19 protein-coding genes are annotated in these 21,055 nt (G+C 32.0%); 3 read left to right on the top strand and 16 right to left on the bottom strand.

Annotated features, from left to right (window positions below):
* Positions 1-5: 5 nt before the first annotated feature.
* The 4 genes from NQ558_RS00590 to NQ558_RS00605 are packed head-to-tail and all read right to left on the bottom strand — an operon-like array spanning position 6 to position 2,815.
* On the bottom strand, positions 6-1,322 hold the full coding sequence (locus NQ558_RS00590) for a sensor histidine kinase (RefSeq protein WP_040446169.1): 1,317 nt from the start codon (positions 1,320-1,322) through the stop codon (positions 6-8).
* An 11-nt stretch (positions 1,323-1,333) separates the two neighbouring features.
* Positions 1,334-2,068: a LytR/AlgR family response regulator transcription factor gene (locus tag NQ558_RS00595; RefSeq protein ID WP_005359849.1), complete on the bottom strand. Its 735-nt coding sequence runs from the start codon at positions 2,066-2,068 to the stop codon at positions 1,334-1,336.
* 20 nt (positions 2,069-2,088) lie between these two features.
* Positions 2,089-2,667, bottom strand: a complete 579-nt coding sequence (locus tag NQ558_RS00600) for an accessory gene regulator B family protein (protein ID WP_005359843.1) — start codon at positions 2,665-2,667, stop codon at positions 2,089-2,091.
* Position 2,668: 1 nt separating this feature from the next.
* Positions 2,669-2,815 (bottom strand): cyclic lactone autoinducer peptide, encoded by a 147-nt coding sequence (locus NQ558_RS00605; protein ID WP_005359841.1) that lies wholly within the window; start codon positions 2,813-2,815, stop codon positions 2,669-2,671.
* 712 nt (positions 2,816-3,527) lie between these two features.
* Between NQ558_RS00605 and NQ558_RS00610 the strand changes: the two genes are divergently transcribed.
* Entirely contained in the window at positions 3,528-4,322 is a 795-nt protein-coding gene (locus tag NQ558_RS00610; protein WP_040446167.1) for a polysaccharide deacetylase family protein, read from the top strand.
* Between the two features lie 115 nt (positions 4,323-4,437).
* Here NQ558_RS00610 and NQ558_RS00615 read toward each other — a convergent pair whose 3' ends face one another.
* On the bottom strand, positions 4,438-5,478 hold the full coding sequence (locus tag NQ558_RS00615) for an aldose epimerase family protein (protein ID WP_005359838.1): 1,041 nt from the start codon (positions 5,476-5,478) through the stop codon (positions 4,438-4,440).
* A 168-nt stretch (positions 5,479-5,646) separates the two neighbouring features.
* Between NQ558_RS00615 and NQ558_RS00620 the strand changes: the two genes are divergently transcribed.
* On the top strand, positions 5,647-6,198 hold the full coding sequence (locus NQ558_RS00620; protein WP_005359837.1) for a hypothetical protein: 552 nt from the start codon (positions 5,647-5,649) through the stop codon (positions 6,196-6,198).
* Between the two features lie 71 nt (positions 6,199-6,269).
* Here NQ558_RS00620 and NQ558_RS00625 read toward each other — a convergent pair whose 3' ends face one another.
* The 3 genes from NQ558_RS00625 to NQ558_RS00635 are packed head-to-tail and all read right to left on the bottom strand — an operon-like array spanning position 6,270 to position 9,343.
* Positions 6,270-6,974, bottom strand: a complete 705-nt coding sequence (locus tag NQ558_RS00625) for an SDR family NAD(P)-dependent oxidoreductase (protein ID WP_005359835.1) — start codon at positions 6,972-6,974, stop codon at positions 6,270-6,272.
* 20 nt (positions 6,975-6,994) lie between these two features.
* Complete coding sequence (locus tag NQ558_RS00630) at positions 6,995-8,173, bottom strand: MFS transporter (RefSeq protein WP_005359834.1); 1,179 nt, start codon at positions 8,171-8,173, stop codon at positions 6,995-6,997.
* Between the two features lie 18 nt (positions 8,174-8,191).
* Positions 8,192-9,343, bottom strand: coding sequence for an alpha/beta hydrolase-fold protein (locus tag NQ558_RS00635; protein ID WP_040446165.1), 1,152 nt, complete (start codon positions 9,341-9,343; stop codon positions 8,192-8,194).
* A 247-nt stretch (positions 9,344-9,590) separates the two neighbouring features.
* Between NQ558_RS00635 and NQ558_RS00640 the strand changes: the two genes are divergently transcribed.
* Positions 9,591-10,697: a lactonase family protein gene (locus NQ558_RS00640; RefSeq protein ID WP_005359831.1), complete on the top strand. Its 1,107-nt coding sequence runs from the start codon at positions 9,591-9,593 to the stop codon at positions 10,695-10,697.
* 78 nt (positions 10,698-10,775) lie between these two features.
* Here the strand turns inward: NQ558_RS00640 and NQ558_RS00645 are convergent, their stop codons facing one another.
* The 8 genes from NQ558_RS00645 to NQ558_RS00680 form a co-directional block, all read right to left on the bottom strand.
* The gene (locus tag NQ558_RS00645) at positions 10,776-12,377 is read right to left on the bottom strand and encodes a response regulator transcription factor (protein ID WP_005359830.1); all 1,602 of its coding nucleotides are present in this window, start codon (positions 12,375-12,377) and stop codon (positions 10,776-10,778) included.
* A 99-nt stretch (positions 12,378-12,476) separates the two neighbouring features.
* Positions 12,477-13,433: an ABC transporter ATP-binding protein gene (locus NQ558_RS00650; protein ID WP_005359826.1), complete on the bottom strand. Its 957-nt coding sequence runs from the start codon at positions 13,431-13,433 to the stop codon at positions 12,477-12,479.
* Positions 13,434-14,426 (bottom strand): ABC transporter ATP-binding protein, encoded by a 993-nt coding sequence (locus tag NQ558_RS00655; protein WP_005359823.1) that lies wholly within the window; start codon positions 14,424-14,426, stop codon positions 13,434-13,436.
* A 13-nt stretch (positions 14,427-14,439) separates the two neighbouring features.
* Positions 14,440-15,312, bottom strand: coding sequence for an ABC transporter permease (locus tag NQ558_RS00660; protein ID WP_005359821.1), 873 nt, complete (start codon positions 15,310-15,312; stop codon positions 14,440-14,442).
* The gene (locus tag NQ558_RS00665) at positions 15,309-16,262 is read right to left on the bottom strand and encodes an ABC transporter permease (RefSeq protein ID WP_040446163.1); all 954 of its coding nucleotides are present in this window, start codon (positions 16,260-16,262) and stop codon (positions 15,309-15,311) included. The genes NQ558_RS00660 and NQ558_RS00665 overlap by 4 nt, the downstream gene beginning before the upstream one ends.
* 114 nt (positions 16,263-16,376) lie before the next feature.
* Complete coding sequence (locus NQ558_RS00670) at positions 16,377-17,888, bottom strand: ABC transporter substrate-binding protein (RefSeq protein ID WP_040446161.1); 1,512 nt, start codon at positions 17,886-17,888, stop codon at positions 16,377-16,379.
* A 223-nt stretch (positions 17,889-18,111) separates the two neighbouring features.
* Complete coding sequence (locus NQ558_RS00675) at positions 18,112-19,431, bottom strand: neutral/alkaline non-lysosomal ceramidase N-terminal domain-containing protein (RefSeq protein WP_005359813.1); 1,320 nt, start codon at positions 19,429-19,431, stop codon at positions 18,112-18,114.
* A 45-nt stretch (positions 19,432-19,476) separates the two neighbouring features.
* Positions 19,477-21,048 (bottom strand): carboxylesterase family protein, encoded by a 1,572-nt coding sequence (locus NQ558_RS00680; RefSeq protein ID WP_005359812.1) that lies wholly within the window; start codon positions 21,046-21,048, stop codon positions 19,477-19,479.
* Between the last annotated feature and the right edge of the window lie 7 nt (positions 21,049-21,055).

The raw sequence follows: 21,055 nt of genomic DNA on the forward strand, positions 1-21,055 counted from the left end.
GTTATTTACACAACATAAGAATTATTAAGTACTAACATTGTCCTAAAACTTTTATTGCCCCATGATGTAGAAACCCAACCATCATATTTTTCTGCAACTTTTTCAACGCTTTCAATTCCTACGCCGTGAATATTTCCGTCTTTCTTTGTTGTAAGCAACCTGTCACCCTGACTTACTATCTCCCCACTAAATGAATTTTCTATCTTTATTATAATAAAACTTCCGTCATTTTGCATATACATTTGAACTTTTATTTTCTTCTCGTCACTTTTCAGTGCTGCTTCATATGCATTTGAAATCAAATTACTAACCATTGCTACAAGATCCATGGACTCAACACACTCAATATTAAATCCCGGTTCAACGAAAATGTTAAATTCTATATGATTGGTTTTAGACTTATCATAATATTCGCTTAAAATAGTATTAAGTATAGAATTCGTACTATATTCAATAAGCTCACCCTCTTCATATTCGGTCAAAACAGAATCCATAATGTTTATTGCTTCATCTTTATTATCCTGTTCTAACAATCCATACACAGTCCTCATATAATGATTTGAATTATGTAATAATTCCATATACTTATCATTTGCCTGATTAATCTTCTTATAATTTTCAAGCTCCATTTCCTGCATAAGAACTGTACGCTTATTAATTTCTCTTTCCATACAAAGTTTTGCATATCTGTTATAGGCATAAAATGCTGTTCCATTTCCTGCCATAAGCAGAATACAAAATATTGCAAGACAGTATTTTGCTAAAGTTACATTTCCAAAATCAATATTGCAAAAAGCTATGGAAAACATAATTCCAATACTCGACAACGGCAAAACCATATAGAGCATAAATGTTGCCCCATCCATATTTGTTCCTTCTTTTGCCACAAACTGTTTAATAACGGCAAACACCATAAGGGTAACTATTTTTACAATTACAGTTAACATTATGGCTGAAGGTTCATACATCATACTGCTTTCAATTAACTGCTGGGATGTTACACTTAATGCTCCCACAACAATTAATTCTGTTCCCATAAGAACTACCGTGCCTATGAAAGTTCCAAATATTTTTTTGTATATGTTTCCACTAAAACCTACTACAGCTAACAAAAAATACATAAACGGCACAACTGACAGATTTAATACTGTATTATTAAAGCTATTAATTGCAAAAATAATTAATGCAAAACATAATACTATAAATATATTTCTCTTTTTTCCTTTATTTTTATAGCCTAAAAAGGCATCATAAAAATCAGATAGCATCCATATTTCAAATATACACACTAATAAATGGAAAATCAAAATCAACGTTTTCATTCTATTCTCCCCTACCTATATTTTCTCTCAAAATACTCTGTAACCTGTTTTCTTAAATTCTTAATCTTCGTTCTTGAAACTGATAAAACCTGACCATCAACTAATTTTAGTTCCTCAGAGTAAAGCTTTTTTACATATTTCAAATTAACAATATAACTGTTATGTGCATAAGCGAAATTACTTTCCTTAAACAATTCGTACAAAAAATCTAAACTCTTTTTACAGGAATACACTTTTTCTACCAGACCACCTTTGTTTAATGTATGTACTTTTGTTCCTCTCTTAGAAATTTCAATATACATAATTTCATTAGCATACACCTGGACCTGACTTCTTTCTCCCCGACATACAATCGAAGGCTCATCTTTATTGTTCATTAAATATTCAAAAATTTCTTTAAACTCACTTACCATTCTCTCTCTTGAATATTCCTTTAATAAAAATCTAAAAGGCGAAACTTTAATATTCTCCGGAGATGGTTTAAAATATCCTGAACAGAAAACTAAAGTTGTACTTTTATATCTTTTTCTAAGTTCAACAGAAACCTGATTTCCGTCTGTTTCACCCATTTGAATATCCAAAACAACTAAGTCCAAATCCCCACGTTCATCTATGTCAAAAAGAAATTCCTCACCTGACAGATATTCAAAAAACTTTACATCTTCCGCATATCCTAATTCCTTAATTATATCTTCAACGTACTGTATAAAATTTTTGTCATCATCACATATTGCAACATTAAACATTATCTTATTCCACTCTTTATCTATCTGTTTTTTATTTCGCTCATAGTCTGAGCTACCGCTGCGATTACTATAACAATATGAGTATACAACATTATAGTGGAAAATTGATAACTTTTGTAAACAAAAAATACAACTAACAAACAACATTGTACTAACCATATAATAAATGAAACTTTTTTATATTTTTTTAATTCATTTTGCGACAATTTTTTGTTAGGATTCTGTGTTGGTATTATAAAAATAAGTGCTAAAAGTGTTATTACTTCAAAAATTACATATACTATTTCTTTGGTTATACATAATTTTTCAATACAAATTAGCATTATGACTATCATCAAATTAGATAAAATCACACATTGCCAAAACTCTTTTGCATGCCAGCCTCCTGCAAAACTTCTAAACGGAATAACTGCAAGAAGAAAAAGTCCTACCGCAAGCCACTTACCTGTTATTAAACAAATTATTAAAGCTATGGCTATATTGATTAATTTTTCAAAAAATAGCGTGTATCCGTATCGATACACGCTACCTTCTTCCTCTTTGATTTTTCCGGAAGCAATTTGGCAATCCACAATATAATTGGTTAACTTTTCAATCATATTATTTTACCTTTTTAAACTTGCTTGCCTGTTCTGGAAATTCAGGCTGATGAACAATCCATGCGCAAGCTGTGTTAGCACTCTGAATAACTAACATTAAAGCCATACAGTTTGCTAAAACTCCTAATTTAGAAATTAATTTCTTCATAATCTTTGTTCCTCCTTCTTATTTATTTACAACCCCTTATCTTTAAAAGAATTGGATGTATTGACTTTTCTATATATTTAAGTTTTTCCGAAAAGTACTGTCAGATGTGTTCTTCTTTTGTAATCTGTATTCTTCCCCATATATACAGATGAGTCCGATTTCTCCATATACCTTTTAAGTGCGTCATAGTTTTGCATCTTATATTTTTTCCATTATATTTGAGTCATTTTTTGGCATTTTCTAATTCCTTATTCCTAATTATTTAAATTAATATCTTATAAATACCTTTACTACCTTAAACACTGATTTAGTACTTTCCGCTATTTCATTTTTACCCCTACTTCAGTTGCAGTGCCTTCCCGACGTTCTAATTTAATTTTCCGCTCCATTGAACGCCCAGTACTTTTTTAATGTATTTTCAAACATTTCCTGCACAGAACTGTTAGTCATTTTTATAGCACTAAGTTTCCTATTTGTACGCAAAGTGGCAAAAATTGTATGTTTTTTGGGCGATTTTTGCAGTTTTGGCGCACTTAACCATATTTGAAAAGTATGCCGAGAAAAGATTTAAGGTAAATATGTGAATCAGTTACAGGGTGATTTAGGTCGTAAAATTATTGATGTTTTTTAATCTGCTTTTATTTTGAATAATCTTTTTCATATTATCATTATTTCCGCATAAACTATAGTAATTATCTTGGAAAGTATGCTTATGTCATCTTCAGAACGAATCCCACTTATGAAAAGAAGTATTTTATGGCTTGTTATTCTTATTATGATAGCCGGTGCTACATATATTTACGAAAAAGATTTATTTAGCAACGGACTTGAAGCCATTACCGTTTCTACTAATGGCAAGAAGCTTCCCATTTATCGCGTTAACACTGACAAACCTATGGTTGCACTGTCTTTTGACGCTGCATGGGGAAATGAAGATACTCAGAAAATCCTTGATATTTTAAAGAAATATAAGATTAATGTAACTTTCTTTATGACCGGTGGTTGGGTCGAAAGCTACCCTGATGATGTAAAAGCCATAAAAGCAGCCGGACACGATTTGGGAAATCACAGCGAACACCACAAGCACATGCCACAGCTTAGCAACTCTTCCATTTGTGACGAATTAAACTCCGTAACCGAGAAAGTTGAAAAGCTTACTAACACTAAAATGTGTCTTTTCCGTCCACCTTACGGTGACTACAACAATGCCCTTATTGAACAGGCGAAAAATTGTGGCTACTACACAATCCAATGGGATGTTGACTCTCTTGACTGGAAAAATTATGGCGTTGAACCAATTGTAAACACAGTTTTAAACCACAAATCACTAAGAAACGGCTCCATCATCCTTATGCATAACGGTGCCAAATACACCGCCCAAGCTCTGCCTAAAGTAATAGAAGGACTGCAGGAAAAAGGCTTTCAGATTGTGCCGATTTCTAAATTAATCTATAAGGACAATTATCATATGGAACCTGACGGAAGCCAGGTAAAAGATGGGGAATAGATAGAAAAAGAGGCTGTGCTTTAATGATTGTAAAATCATTAAAGCAACAGCCACAACACATTAGGATAATTGGCAAGTTTCCTAATTATCTAAAAGGAGAAATTCAAATTATTCCTTAATCTCTTATTACCTTAAAAGAATATATGGTTTCTGAAATTAATTGTTCACCTTTTCTAAACACAGGCAAACTAAATCCCTTGCAATTAATTGCATTAGGAACAAACTGAGTTTCCATACAAAATCCACAATATCCTTTGTATATTATATTATTCTTTTGAGGACTATCATTTTCTGCTATTCCGTTAAATATTATCAATGCTTCCGCATCTGTATAAACATCAACTTCTCTACCTGTAATGTCATCATATAAACTTGCTACTTTCTTATTTACATTCTTAGACAATACATATACTTCATCAAATCTTTTAGGTGTTCTTTCAAAATAAGTTCCATCGTCAGAATCCATTGCTTCCATTATTGTTCTCATTTTGGTAAAATCTGCCGGAGTTCCTATAACTGAATGAGTGCCACTTGTTACAAGCCCTTCCTCTTTTCTGTTAACTATTTTATCAGAATTTATCTGTAATTTCAGTTTTCTCACATCTCCTCCATTCAGGTTGAAATATGTGTGGTTTGTAGGACATAATATTGTAGTCCCATAAGGAATCATTTTATAACTTATTTTCAAATTTGAATCATTATCAAATTTAAATGTTATCTCTGCATCTACATTACAATTAAAGCCACCTTCTCCTTTATCCTGTAAATAGAAAGATACACTATTTTCCTCTTCATTTATCTTTCCTTCAAAATGTCTAAATCCGTAGTTTCCACTTGCACCGTGCAAAAAATGTTTTCCAAATAAATTTCTTTCCAATTGAATTTCTTTTCCATCAATCACACATTTTCCATATTCAATTCTATTAGCGCACCTTCCTATGGTTATTCCTGCGAATGAATTTTTTTCAAGGTCACTGGCTTTATTTATTCCTAAAACAACATCTCCAATGTTTCCTTTTTTATCTAGAACATTAATACTATGAATTGTTGCGCCAAAATCCAATAACTCTACATATTCTTCTTTTTTGTTTTTTATAGTATATTTTTTAACCTGTTGTCCGTTACTTAACATTCCAAAATTTTCTATACTTACCATCCTGCTCATCTCCCTTACTATGTATTAATTATATATTTCCGTGTTTTAAATCATAATTATATATATTCTAGAATATGTGGATAATTTAAAGGTATCTATGTGTAAATATTTACTAAGAAAATTGTCTTTGTTAAAATATGTTTATCAAAACTTGATTAGGAGGTTTACATGCCAAACGAAAAGGAAAAATATTTTAAAAATTATAAATTAGAAAACATACCTGATGATTCACGAAAAGGATACAAACGTATATACAAATATATTGGCAATTATTATTCATTTGATATTTCTGCCACTGATATTAAAAAAACTAAATTTCTTTTTCTGTTTTTGGAAATTGTCAGTACTTTAGTTTTTATATTCACAGCATTGCAAAAAAATCCCATAAACACAAACAGACTTTGTATTATACCTGCTCTCATCACCATATGTCTATGGATATTCGAATATGTTGCAGTTGGATTTTTTTGTTTTGTTAAATTTCCTTTAAAAGAAGAAGATTATAAAAGAATAAATAGTACTTTTTACATTACTTTTATTTGCCGCTTCTTATTATTGTTAATTACATCTATTGTTTCATTTATATTGAGCATTAATTTTTCTTTAGGGGTAAACGGTATTTTAATTTTCTTTGGATATTTACTTTGTTCTATTATTGCTTTATTTTTAAAAATACAATATAAACTTTTAAATTCCAAACTAAAAATTTCAAGTAATTAATCTTACTATATGGGGTCACATCACTCTAAAAAAGGAAGTAGCTTTTTCTTATATCTGCTACTTCCTTTTTTCTACCATGGCATTTTATTTCTTCTGTGATCTATAAACATCTCTTTTCTTGATATTGTGTCAATATCACTTGCAATTTTCATTAAGTCTTTTGCACTATCACTAGGATTTACCTCTGCTATGTTTCCACCACCCATAGTTGTTTTTAACCATCCGGGATGAAGACATACCACCCTTGCTCCAGGTATTTTTTCATCAAAATATTTTTGTAAAATAACACATGCCATATTCTCAGCGCACTTAGACATTGCATAACTATATTCCTGACTTCTGTGATTTGCTCCTATGCTTCCTGCCTCAGAAGTTACACAAATTATTTTCGTTTGTGCATTTATTAATGGCAACAATTCTTTTATGATTCTTAAAAAACCAACAGCATTAATATCCACAACTTTTGCTATTGCATCCAAATCTGTTTCTTCAAGGGGAACTCTATCCTGTGGTCTTATAAATCCTGCACAATTGTATATTTCGTCAATTTCAGTTATACAATTTTTTAATACTTTTAATTTATTAGCAACATCCTCCGTAGAAGAAATATCGCATTCAAAAAAATGCAAATTATCTGAATATTCTGAATCTTCCAATTCTTCAATTTTTAAGTTCTTCTTAATATCAAATGCCCAAACATTATCATTTCTTTCTAATGTCTGTTTTGCAATTTCTATTCCTAAGCCTCCTGCTGCCCCGGTAATAACTACATTCATTCATCTTCCTTTCCCCAATATTATTGGTTTCTAAAATTTTTTTCTATGATATTTATTCTGCCTTTAAAAACAATAAGTAAAACAAATGCCACAACCATAGGTATTATCATTATTCTCCACATAAGTCTGTAGCCAAAAGCTTCAATTACATATCCTGCAACCAATGGTCCTGCCATGTTTCCAAGGTCATTTCCAATGTAAGCTGTGTTACTGCCTGCTCCTCTTCTTTCTTTAGGTACACTTTTCATACATAATGTCTGAATTGCCGGCTGAGCAGCCCCATAACCAAAAGCTGATACAAAAGCTGCCACAAGAAACATAAAGAGATTTTCCGCTATACTAATTATATAAAATGATAATGCAAAACATATTAGTGCAGGTATAACCACCTTAACTAATCCATATTTATCACTTAATTTTCCAATAATAGGTCTTGAAATTAACATTACTCCGGCATAAACCGTAAAGAAAAATCCAATATTCATTACTCCCATATTAGTTCCGTATATTGCCAAAAATGAATTAACCGTAAAAAATGTTCCTGATAATAAGAACAATAGCAATGCCGGTACTGTTGCTTCAGGAGCTGCTATACTTGAAATGCTTATTTTAAATTTCTTGGTATTTTTCTTTTCCTCCAACTTCATATTTGCTGTAGCGATGGCACCTAATACAACACATGCTGCTCCAAGTAAAAATGTTTTGTTATATCCAATATATCTATATAATGTTAATCCTATTGTTGGACCTACCGCCTGACATGCTGCCTGTGCCAATGAGAAAATTCCTATACCTGAGCCAAATTTTTCAGTCGGTAAAGTATCCGATGCTATTGCTAAACAACACGTTGCCGTAAATGCTCTTGCACTTCCTTCAAGTAATCTAAATCCTATTAACATTGGTACACTATCTGAAATTCCATAACCTACATACGAAATGATCATAACAATCATAGACAATACCAAAATTTTCTTTCTGCTAAAACTATCTATAGCCGGTCCTGAAAATATTTTAAAAATCAGCGCTGTAGCTGCAAATAATCCTGACAAAAACCCAACTAATGTTGCTGCCGCACCTAAATAATCCGCATATTTTGCTACTAACGAATTTACCATTTGTTGTCCCAAATTCATTAAAGCATTAGCAACAAATATGCTTATAAATGCTGCGTTCCAAATTTTGTTATTTTCTTTTTCCATATTTTTTAGCCTTTCCAATTATTTGAAAATAAGCTGTGCGTAATAATACAAACCCAGCCTCCAGCTTTTCCATCTGCTTGTTCCTTCCGGATAAACTTTCCTAACGTAACATGGCAGTTTTTCTACGCCGGCATTTTCATATATTCTGTCATCCTCTTCAAAAAACTCAAAATGATCTTCATTTGGTGTTGTTGATCTGAAAAATACTTTATAATTCTTTTCGAACTCTTTTGGATTTGAAATTGCCTCTTTATATTTTCTCTCATAAGTCCACTTATTTGGATCCTGAGTTATTCCTGCTGTAAACTGTCCCATATATTCAAAAAGTTCCGGATGTCTGAAACCAATATCATTTGTTTGATACGATCCCATTGAAAGCCCACCAATTGCTCTGTATTTCTTTTCTGTTTTTACTCTATAATGACTCTCTATATAAGGAATAAGACTTCCTATAAGCATATCTTCCAAACCTAAATCCCATTTTCCTTTTTCCTGAAGCTTAATATCATACCTAAGCATTCCATTAGTCATTACAACAATAAATTCCTCGCATTTTTTATCGGCTATAAGATTATCCATTATCTGAGACATATTGGCTCCATATTCCCATGCAATTTCATTATCCATTCCACCATGCAAAAGATACAATACAGGATATTCCTTATCATTTTTCATATATCCCGGTGGAGTGTACACAAATGCCCTTTGATATTCCTTAAAATTATCTGCATAAAAAATTTCTCTTGTAAAAGATCCATGTTCCACATTATGCATCATTGCAAACTCCATATCATAATCAGGGATTTCAATATAATTACATGGTCTGTCTAATGTCCAATATATTGGAATAAATGGTGACAATACCAATGCTCCGTCTATATAAATTGAAACACCAACCTGTCCTGTCAGATAGTCCTTATATGGGTATATTCCATAAAAAAAACCATCATCCTTTTTTTCTAATACAAGTGGACTATCATTCCAACTTAATTCCACTTCAACATTTTCAGCCTTTGGAGCATATATTTTAAATAAATAATCACCATTAGGTTGCAATATAGCTCCACTTTTAAATCTTGTTTCACCAATTTTCTCATCTAATGGTGGATTAAAACCCAATGCCTGATTTCTAAAAAATTTATTTTTTAAAAATTCTTTTGAAAATTCCACTTTTACCTCCTTTGCTACATTTTGTTTTTATATAATCTCTATATCTAAATTTTATTATTTTCAGACTTTTCTTTGTACGTGCCTATTTCAAGAAAATGTGTATTATTTTATTTTTAATGCATTTAGTAATTAAAAATATACACACACATTTAAATATTCCACATTTTCTTCAATACCTCTCATTGTTAATTAATTGTATAAATTATAAGATTAACCCATATAACAACGGAAATGAGGTGGATATAATATGAATTTATTGATTGGAAACTGGTCTCCGGAAAAAGGTCGAAAAGGACTTTCCATATATGAATATAACTGGTCAAACGGAGAAATTTCATTTATCAAAAATATTGAATCTGATGTTGGCATTAGCTATTTAGTGGCCTCTTCATCAAAGGAGGTCTTTTACGCAACAAATGAAACTGATACTGTAGAGAACGGAATATTTTACAATCAAATACTTACTTTTAATTGTAATGAATCCATATCTGTTTTGAATCGTGTTTCTTCACTTGGACCTAATCCAACATGGATTTGTGAAGATGACAAAGGTAAATATATTCTGGTCAGTCATCACGGTGGATTTTCTCACACTTGTACTGTTGCCAAAAACATTAACGGTCGACTGGAAGAAAAACTGGTCTACGATGAACCTCACGTAATATTAATAAAACTAAATTCAGACGGTTCCTGTTGTGAAGCTACTGATGCTTTTCTTCCAAAAACAAATAAACCTAATGCTTCCGGTTTAATGTCAAGAACACACAGTATTAACAAAGCTATCGGTAAAAATATTTTCTTTGTTTGCGACAAAGGGTTAGATGCTATTTTTTCTATATCAATCGATTATAAAAATAATAAAATAATTGAATTAGACAAAATATCTGTTGGTATAAATGAATCACCACGTTACGGTGTAGTTCATCCTGACAAGCCTATTGTTTACGTAAATATGGAAGGTAGTACAAATATATATGCATTAAATTATGATTCCAAGGGACATATGTCCATAAATCAGTGTTTAGACATTTGCTCTGATAAGAATACCAATATAATGCCATCTGACATTATTTTTAATAACTCTCATGACTATATTTATGTTGGCTTAAGAGGAATAAAATCAATTGCCATTATAAGACTTGATAATGCGGGATTAATGCATTTAGTAAAACTAGTGGAGAATCCTGACGGCAATCCTAATCAACTTCGTTTTTCACCCGATGGAAAATATTTATTTGTCACTAATATTTTTGAGGGTAAAATAACCCGTTTTACTGTAAAAGATAATTATGATCTAGTTTATGACGGCATTGTTGCTGAAGATAATTGTCCTGCTTCAATGCTATTTATATAATAAAACTATTAATTTCTTTCTCACTATTGTGTTAAAAAAAGAGGATATATGAAACTAATCATCATATATCCTTTTTTGCTATTTTAATTTTCTATATTCACTTGGAGTTTTTCCAACAATCTGTTTAAATCTTTTGCTAAAATATCTTTGGTCTTGAAATCCCACAGCTACTGCAATTTCAAATATTGTCTTGTCTGTATCAAACAACATTTTCTTAGCAATTTCCATTCTATATTCAGTTATGTAATCAGTCATATTCTTTCCTGTTTGTTTCTTAAATAAATGCGAAAAGTAAACCGGACTTAAATTTACAACTTCTGCTAAAGTTTCCGCTGTTATCTGCTTATCATAGTTTTCTTTTATATATTTAATGGCTTTTCTTAATGGCCTAAAATTCTGTTTTTCTGCATCATCAGCAAGAATTTTAAACATCTGATCAAATTTATGTTCTAAATTCTTCTGATAATCCTCCAGCGTTCTTGAATAATTTAAAATCTTTTTTATGTATTCTTTTTCCACTTCAACATTCATGTGTTCTGCTAAAACTTTACCATTTATTTCAAAAAATGTATCTACAAAATTCATTAAATAATTTCGAGAATTGTACTCTGTCAAAACATAATCCGGTAAGTCAAATAACTGCTTTATCATATTATGAAATTCATCAACATTTAGCGTATCTGCTGTAGATTTTAACTGTTCTACTATTCTCTCTAATTTTTGCTTATAACTTACATGTATATCAAATGTCTTTTTATAATATAAAACTTTACGTGTTCCCTGCTTCATTCTTGCCCATGCCGAACTATAAGCTTCCTCTCTTGAATTTGGAACTTTTGTATGATCCTCATATCCGTTTCCTACGCAAAGAGTCAGACTCATTCCATAGTGTCTTATTGCATATTCTTCTGAATCTCTTCTAATATCTTCAAATTTGCTTTTTATAATTTCATCATACTGCTTATCATAATTTATTATTGCCAATACTCCATTAAATCTAAAGTCAAAAATCATTTCATAGCAATACTCATAAATATAATTATTAGTATTCATTTTTATTTGTTGCTGAATATATGACAAGTCTGTATAAAACTGATTCTCCTTAAAATTAGGCATCTCCCCATGCATTTCATCTAATCTGAATAACAATGCTCTAAACATTCCTTTTTTAAATCCAGATTTCATTATGGAATTGAGAAAATTTAAATCTAATGCCATATCACTTTTTTCAAACATTAATTTCCAAAAATATAAAGACTGCATTGATAAGCTGGCATCATATTGTATTTGCTCAATATTTATTCTTCTTATATCTCTTGATATTCTTTCTAATTCATTGTTAATTTTTTCAATATCAATAGGTTTGGACACATAACCATATACCTGTATTTCTAATAATCTATACATAAAATCTGCATCATCTTTTCCACCGATAACAAGCACTTTACATTTCTTCTTTATTGAATAAATTCTTCTAATACATGTAATGGCATCCAACCCATCCAAATCTTTATCAATTATTACAAGTCTTGGATTAATTTCTTCAAATCTTTGAAATATTTCTTCTCCTGATGTTACCCATGATAATACTTCCATTTTATTTTCATTAAATTTTGCCTGTGTCGTAATCTGCTTAATAAAACCTGAATCGTTTGATGCTAACATTACCTTTATTCTCATAAATAACCTCCGGTTTTGAACTTGTAACTATATTGTACATCATTATGTAAAATAAAGAAATCAGGCAGATAATATTGTATCTACCTAATTTCTTTATTTTTATAAATTATTTATTTCCCTTACTTTGCAACATGATACAAAATGTCCAGGTAAAACTTCTTCCAATATCTGAGGTTTATTACACTCTTCTGTTGCATATGGACATCTTGCTGCAAATCTGCATCCTGGTTTAGGATCAATTGGCGAAACTATCTCACCCTTTAAAGGTATCCTTTTCTTTTCCGCATGGATATCAACCGTTGGTATTGCAGAAAGCAAAGCTTTTGAATATGGATGAAGTGTATTTTCAAATAATTCATCTGACTTACATGTTTCAATCAGTTGTCCTAAATACATTACACATATATTATCAGAAATATGTTTTACTACTGACATATCGTGTGTTATGAACATATAAGTAAGTCCTTCCGACTCCTGTAGGTCCATTAGTAAATTAAGAACCTGAGCCTGTATGGAAACATCTAATGCGGATACCGGTTCATCACAAACTATAAATTTAGGATGTAGCGCCAATGCTCTTGCAATTCCAACTCTTTGACGTCTTCCACCGTCTAATTCTCTTGGATATGCTAAAGCCAATCTGTCTTCTATTCCAACCAGTTTCATCAATCTTTCCGTTTCCGCTTCCAATTCTTCACCTTTATACTTTCCTGACAGTTTTAAAGGTTCCTGAATTGTTTCTTTTATGGTCATTCTGGGATTTAAAGATGAATACGGATCCTGAAATATAATCTGCATATCATTTCTTAAATCTGCAAGCCCGTTTTTATCAACTTTTGTTACATCTTTTCCATCAAAGATTATCTGCCCATCTGTACTGTCCTGCAAATGAATTATTGTTCGTCCTAATGTTGATTTGCCACATCCTGACTCTCCAACAACTCCCATTGTCTTTCCTTCTTCAATTTTAAATGTAACATCATCTACTGCATGTACCTTACCTTTTGGTGAATTAAAATATTTTTTGAGGTGTTTTACTTCAAGTAATGTTCCCATTTATTTTTCACCTCCTCTTATTTTGTCCAACTGACAACATTTGCAAATATGACTTCCACCTACATTTACTGTTTCAATATTACCATTTCTACATGCTTCCGTTGCATATTTACATCTTGGATTAAAGCTGCAACCCTTAGGTAAATCAGACGGATCCGGTGGTAATCCATTAATAGGTGATAATCTCTTTACATGTGAATTTATATCCGGAATTGCACCAAACAATCCCTTTGTATATGGATGTGTAGGGTTGTCAAATACTTCTTCTTTTGTTCCACATTCTATTATTTCTCCTGCATAAACAACCGCTACATCATCACATACTTCCGCAACTACTCCCAAATCATGAGTAATCATAATCATTGCCGTATTGTAATCTTCCTTTAGCTGATTTATCATATCCAAAACCTGTGCCTGTATTGTTACATCAAGGGCTGTTGTAGGCTCATCTGCTAAAAGTAAATCCGGATTGCATGCTAATGCCATCGCTATAACTACTCTTTGTTTCATTCCACCTGAAAACTGATGTGGGTACTCTCTTGCCCTGTTTTCCGCAATTCCTACCTTCCCTAACATCTTAATTGCTTCAGCTGTTGCCTCAGCCATACTCATTTTCTTGTTATGTGTTTTTATTACCTCTGCGATTTGGTCTACAACTTTTTTTACCGGATTCAGACTTGTCATTGGATCCTGGAATATCATAGATATTTTTCTTCCACGAAGTTTTCTCATTCCTCTTTCACTTCGCTTTAAAATATCTTCCCCTTCCAAATAAACTTCTCCATCTGAAATCTTACCTCCCGGATTTGGAAGGATTCTTAAAATTGCTTTTGCAATTGATGTTTTTCCTGCACCTGTTTCTCCTACCAATCCAACAGTTCTTCCTCTGTCCAGATGAAAAGTTACTCCATTTACTGCATGAACTATTTTCCCTTCGGAGGTATATTCTACTTTTAAATTTTTTACTTCAAGAAATTTTTTATCTTCGCTCATTTATATGCCTCCCTTAATGTTTAAGTGTTGGATCAAGTGCATCTCTTAGTGCATCTCCAAATAAGTTAAATCCCATTGTGAAAAGACAAATAAATACTCCTGGGAATAATACCATATGTGGAGATGTTGTTATAAAGTTTCTTCCAGCAGTTAACATTGCTCCCCATTCAGGGGTTGGTGGCTGAACTCCTAATCCAATATAACTTAAACCTGTTGCCATCAAAATATTTGATGATATCTGGTTAGCTGTTGTTACAATCATTGGAGATAAAGCATTTGGTATTACATGTTTCATAATTATTCTTGCATTTGAACACTTTATTGATTTTGCTGCTTCGATATATTCCATATCTCTTACAGACAATATATTTGCTCTCATCATTCTTGCCATTCCCGGTATGGATGCAACACTTAAAGCTACAATTGTCTGAACAAATCCTGCTCCTAATACTGCTGAAATAATAATTGCAAAAAGCATTGATGGCATAGACTGTATTACATCTAATATTCTCATTATGATATTATCAACCTGTCCGCCAAAGTAACCTGATATGGAGCCTATAAATATACCTATAATCAATGCTCCTGCCGTTGATGCCACGCCTAATAGTATTGAATATCTGCTTCCATAAAGTAATCTTGTAAATATATCTCTTCCTAAATCATCTGTTCCTGCAAAATGTTTTAAAGAAGGTGTTAAAAAAGCATCTGAAACCGTAACCTTTGTTGGTGAATACTGTGTAAGTATTGGTGCAAAAACTGCTGCAAAACAAAGTATAATTACAAGAAGTATTCCTACAATTGCCATTGGATTTTTAAAAATTCGGATAGCTACAGCTTTAGAAGCACTATTCTTTTTTATTTTTTCAGTACCTTTACTGCTCATGCTTTCTTCCTCCTTTTCTTTTGTCCTTCATATTGAGATTTAATTCTTGGATCAACAAAGGCATAAAGTAAATCAACTAATAACATACAAATACTAAATAAAACTGCAATAAAAATAACTGATCCCTGAACCGCATTGTAATCTCTGTTTGAAATAGCTGTTGTCATATACATTCCAATTCCCGGTATTGAGAAAACACTTTCAATTACCATTGTACCGCCAATCATAAATCCAAAGCATGAACCTGCAGAAGTTATAATTGGTATAAGTGCATTAGGCAATGCATGATTTAATATTACCTTTCTTTCTGATACACCCTTTGCTCTTGCTGTTGTTACATAATCAGATCTTATTACTTCCAGCATACTTGACCTTGCAAGTCTTGCGTTTGATGCAAAACCTCCTACACCATTTGCTATAATAGGTAGAATATAATACTGCGCACCACCTATTCCAAATGGTGGAAGCCAACCAAGCTTTAATGCAAATAAGATAACTAGCATTAATCCTAACCAGAAACTAGGCATTGATGCACCTACCAGTGAGATAATAAGAATTAATCTGTCTGCTATTGAATCCTGCTTAATTGCTGCCCATATTCCAAAAGGGACACCAACAACTACTCCAATAATAACCGTTCCAATTGCTATAATAAATGTTCTCGGAAATCTAGTAAGCAAATCTGACATTACAGATGTGCTATAAATATATGATGTTCCAAAATCTCCATGTAATAATGAACCTAAATATGATACAAGTCTTGATATGTATGGAGCATTCAAGCCATGTAATTCTCTATATTGTTCCAACTGTTCCGGTGTTGCTGAGCTTCCTAAAACTATTTGTGCAGTGTCACCTGGCACAAAGTACATCATTGTAAATACAAGTATTGCAACACAAATCAATATTGGAATCATCCATAATATTCTTTTTATAATATATCTGCCCATATTTTTCTCTCTTTCAACATTAGTGCCATATAATTTTTTTATTTTACACATCAATTATATGGCACTTTTATGTTTCTTATCTGTCTGTATGCATCTATTACAGGTTATATCTTTTTAATATTCACAACTTCCAGGAAGAATATATGTTCCTGAGAAGTATGCAAATTTACTTACTTTGCCTGATTTTGCAACTATGTAATTTGCTCTTGTAAATAAACCATATGCATACGCATTTTCATCTAAGTATGTTTCAAATTCATTTACTGAATCTTCATTATGTGTGTCTGTTGATAAGGATTTTTCCATTAATTCCTGTAATTTATCATCTTTAATAAAGTTAGCTGTCTGTCCATCAAAGCTTCTGTTATCAAATAATAAGCTCCATGGGAATGTACAATAATCATCTGTTCCCTTAATATCAAGAATTAAGTCAAACTGTTTTGAATCTGTCTTATATGTCTGATATAATGCATCTTCCACATTCACAATCTTTGAATTAATACCAATTTCCTGTAATGCCGCCTGAATAACTTCAGCTACTTTGTCAAGGTTAAATGCCGGCTGTGTTAAAATCTTTAATGTCTTTCCTGATACATCTACACCTGAATCTTTTAATTTCTGTTTTGCTGTTTCAATGTTGTAATTATAATAATCTCTATCTTTCCAGCTTTCAACATAGTCACCTGAAAGTGGGTTAGCCATGGCTGATAATGTTTCTCCATATCCACCACATGATGCTTTCAAACAGTCTTCTGCATTAATAGCATAATATATTGCTTCTCTTAACTCTTTACTTGTTGAAAGAATACTGTCTTTTGACATATTGGGAAGTACTGTAAACATCATATTTGAGTTAAGCTGTTCAACCTGATATCCATTTGTTGCTTTTCCATTAGCATAAAAAGGATCAATTGCTGTTGTATCCATATACTGAGCAACATCAATGTCGCCTGTCTGAATTGCTGTAGCCATCTGTGATGCCTCTGTTACTACCTTGTACACTATAGTGTCTACATTAGTTGTTGACACTGAACTTCTTTTTGAGTCATCTGTCTGCCAATAGTCTTTATTTTTTTCTAATGTAATTGTTGAACCTGCTATCATTTCTTTAACCTGATAAGCTGCTGTTGTAACAGGTTTTGTTGTCATTCCATCACCACTATCTTCATAAGCCTTTTTTGAAATAACAGGAACAATATTTAAAATATATTCAATTGTTCCTAAAGGATTATCTGATAATTTGATTTCTGCTGTAATTTCGTTTCCTGCCGCATCTTTAATGTTATCATAGAAAACTACATCATATGTTAAATCATCTACTTTATTTATTTCTTTGGCACATTCAAGTTCCATATCCTCTAATGAGCATCCAAAATCTTTTCTTACAGCTGCATATTCATAAAAATTGTACATAATCGCTGTTCTCATTGCACTCATTGTTCCAAATGGTGAAATATCGTTCCAGTTATCGTTAAGACCAATAGTAACTTTGTCGACTGTTCCTCCTGATGAACTGCCTGCTCCTTTGTCTGATGAAGATCCTCCTGAAGATCCACATCCTGATAATAATCCTACACTCATTGCAACAGTTAAGCCTATTGCCACAATCTTTCTAAATTTTTTCATAGTACTTATTCCTTTCCTTTTTTTGAGATTATCTAAAAACATCCTGCACTGTTTTCTTGTGATTTTATAATAACATAGCACTTTTTTGCCTTTAATATCTCAATTTCAAGATTATGTGTATTTTTTCAATGTGTTTGTTTAAAATGTAGACAATATTTATTCTTTTTACATTTTACTAGGTATTTTTTACCAAATCAATTTTCTTTTTGCTGTATTTTGTTAGTTATTTTTCTATTATTTCATTACACATATCAATTATAACCGGAGTTATAATTTCCTCAGTGACGCCATCTTTAACTTTGGATGCATAAAAAGCAAACGTTCTTCTGTCATATCCTGATTTGTCAGGAAGATATCCAATTCTTTCTCCTGTATGTGTAACTATAAAGAATTTTTCAAAAGGAGCTTTTTCTTTTAATCTTAATCCTATTTCTGCTACAAGCTCTGCATTCATCCCTACAAAACCTATACCATTAATGGAAGATACTTTCAAATTTAGATACTGATCTTTATCATCAACAATTTTCAATAGCGGTGACTGATCTTTAGGTAATACCATTCCTTTAAATCCGTCAGGTTTAACCAAAGCCTGTCCGGGTAAAGCAACATTTTTTTCTATTGTTTTAAATACAAAGTCAGTGGAAAAATCTTTTTCTGTAAATTCACTCATTACTTTTAATACATCTACTGCATGCCTTTGTGCTAAAGCTTCACAGTAGTCCCATGCTTCATAGCCTGTATCTATATCCTTTGTAGTCTTGTCGTGATTATATTTTTTATATGTACAGAAATATATAGGATTAACATTGCCTGCTGCTCCGGAACACCACTGGAAAATTGCTCCCATATCTTCATATCGTTTTTCCATATATTCGCTATACATTCCCGGCAAATCACCTGACATTAAAAGCTTATCTCCTGCTTTGTTCTTTTTCAGAAAACAGCATGTTCCATGAACTCCATAATTAACTAATTGGTCTATTATATTATTGTCCATATCTCTTATTTGCATAATCAAAAATTCATGGTCACACGGGCCTGCAAAATCCATTCCCTGAGTCCATGTTCCATCCTCTAACTGTTCATCCCTGCAAACATTTATATAGCTCTTTCCTGTTTTAAAAGCTATTTTTGCAGGTTTCATTTTTTTAATAGCTTTCTCTACGGCTTTAACTGTCTGTTCAATAACAATATTCCCATATGCAATGACCCATTTCATTTTTATAGGGTCTCCCATATTTCCTTCATGTGTCTGATCAAATGTTGGTGCTTCATGAGAATGAGTCACTGCAAACATTACATTCTCACTTTTTATTCCAAATTTGTCATATAAAATATTTTTCAAGTCCTCTGTTCTGGCCATATCAGCCGCATCATAAGTTATTATCGCTATTTTTTCTTTTTCATTTTCCACAACTAATGCTCTCACAAACATATCCTTATACACGCCTTCAAAAGTAATTGGCATAAAAGATAATGCCGGATACATTGATTCCGGTGGATTTATGCATTCTTTAGCTGCACCTGCTTTAAAGTTACTCATATTTGCCTCCTGTTGCTGTACAATAATGTAATTAAATAATCTCTTTTATTTATCTGCTTTTTTTAATAGTTCTCTTAGTTTTATATCGTGATTTTTTTCCACTTTACATTTTTCATCAAAAATCATTGTATATATGTTATCTTTTTGCATTTTGTTCCATTCAGGCACACACCCTCCATTTGGATTTCCACTGTATGCCATGTTAACCCATGCCTGACACATTATATCTTCTAATTGGTCACTTATTCCAGGTTCAAAGCTTGCTTCTATAAATGAAACATTATGGAAAACAAATGGTATTTCCGAACAATGCCACGCCACTGTTCCTCCATTGAAGTCTGACTCTTTTTTAAATAGCCAATTCCATACATCTCCACCTATTTCAAGTCTTTTTTTCACTAAATTAAGCTGACCATCTCTTTCTTTATAATCCATAAACAATACGTCTGCAGGATTGTTATCCGGATATACTTTTTTAAATTCTTCTAGTATTGTTTCGTACTCATTACCCCATTTTTCCTTGCAGAAAGTCTGAATCTGCAAGTCACTCCAATGATTCTTATATCCGTCTCCAAGTTTATTATTTGGAATCAAATTAGAATTAGCTTCTCCAAAAACGTTTCCTATAATCATAGGTATTTTAGAAGTCTCTTTTCTAAATCCATTCTTTAACGTACTTCCAATAATTAATTCTCCATCTTCTATTGGCTCCCATCTCCATGAAAAATCCCTGCCTAATTCTTCTTTTAATTTTTCTTCTGCCTGATTAGCTGCTTCAACCAAATCCCAATATGGAAATTCTTCTATTTTTTTTATGGTTTGTTTGGAAAGTCCTAACTTTTCTACAGTTAATCTTGCAAGTTTTTGTGCAATCTGTTTCTTAGTGTAACCTTCCGGAATTATTTGTTCTTTTATTCCACCACTATCTATTGCAACTTTATGATATAGTCCATCACATTCCGGACATTGCATAGTATATAAAATTTTTGCCACACCACCAGATTGTCCAAACAACATTACATTTTCAGGATTTCCGCCAAAACAGCTAATATTTTCCTTTATCCATTTAAGGCACTCTATTATATCTCCCATTGCACAATAAGATGATTTCGCATATTCTTCACCATATTCTGACAAATCCAAGCTTCCTAACACATTATGTCTATGATTAAAGGATACTACTACAACATTTCCAAACTTAGACAGTTCTTCCCCGTCATATGCATATTGTTCCACACTTGAACCACTATTCCATCCTCCTCCATGCATCCAAACCATTACCGGTTTTTTTTCATTCCTGTCTAATGACTGTGTCCATATATTTAAATATTGGCAATTTTCATCCTGTGGCATATAATAATGTGGACAAACCTGTGCATCATATCCTATAGGAGTAGTTCTTTCAGGACATACATATCCATATGATACTGCCGGTTTTGAATTTTCCCATGGTCCAACTTTAGACGGCATATGAAATCTTTCTGCGTTAGCATATTTTATTCCTCTAAAAATATATGTACTACTCTTTTTTATGCCTGCTATATTTCCATTTTTTGTTTTTGCCAAAGGATTATCACTTAAAACTATTGCTTTTTCCGTTAATTTATCACAAAACATATCTTTC

The sequence above is a fragment of the Eubacterium ventriosum genome (genome assembly GCF_025150745.1).
Taxonomy (GTDB): domain Bacteria; phylum Bacillota; class Clostridia; order Lachnospirales; family Lachnospiraceae; genus Eubacterium_G; species Eubacterium_G ventriosum.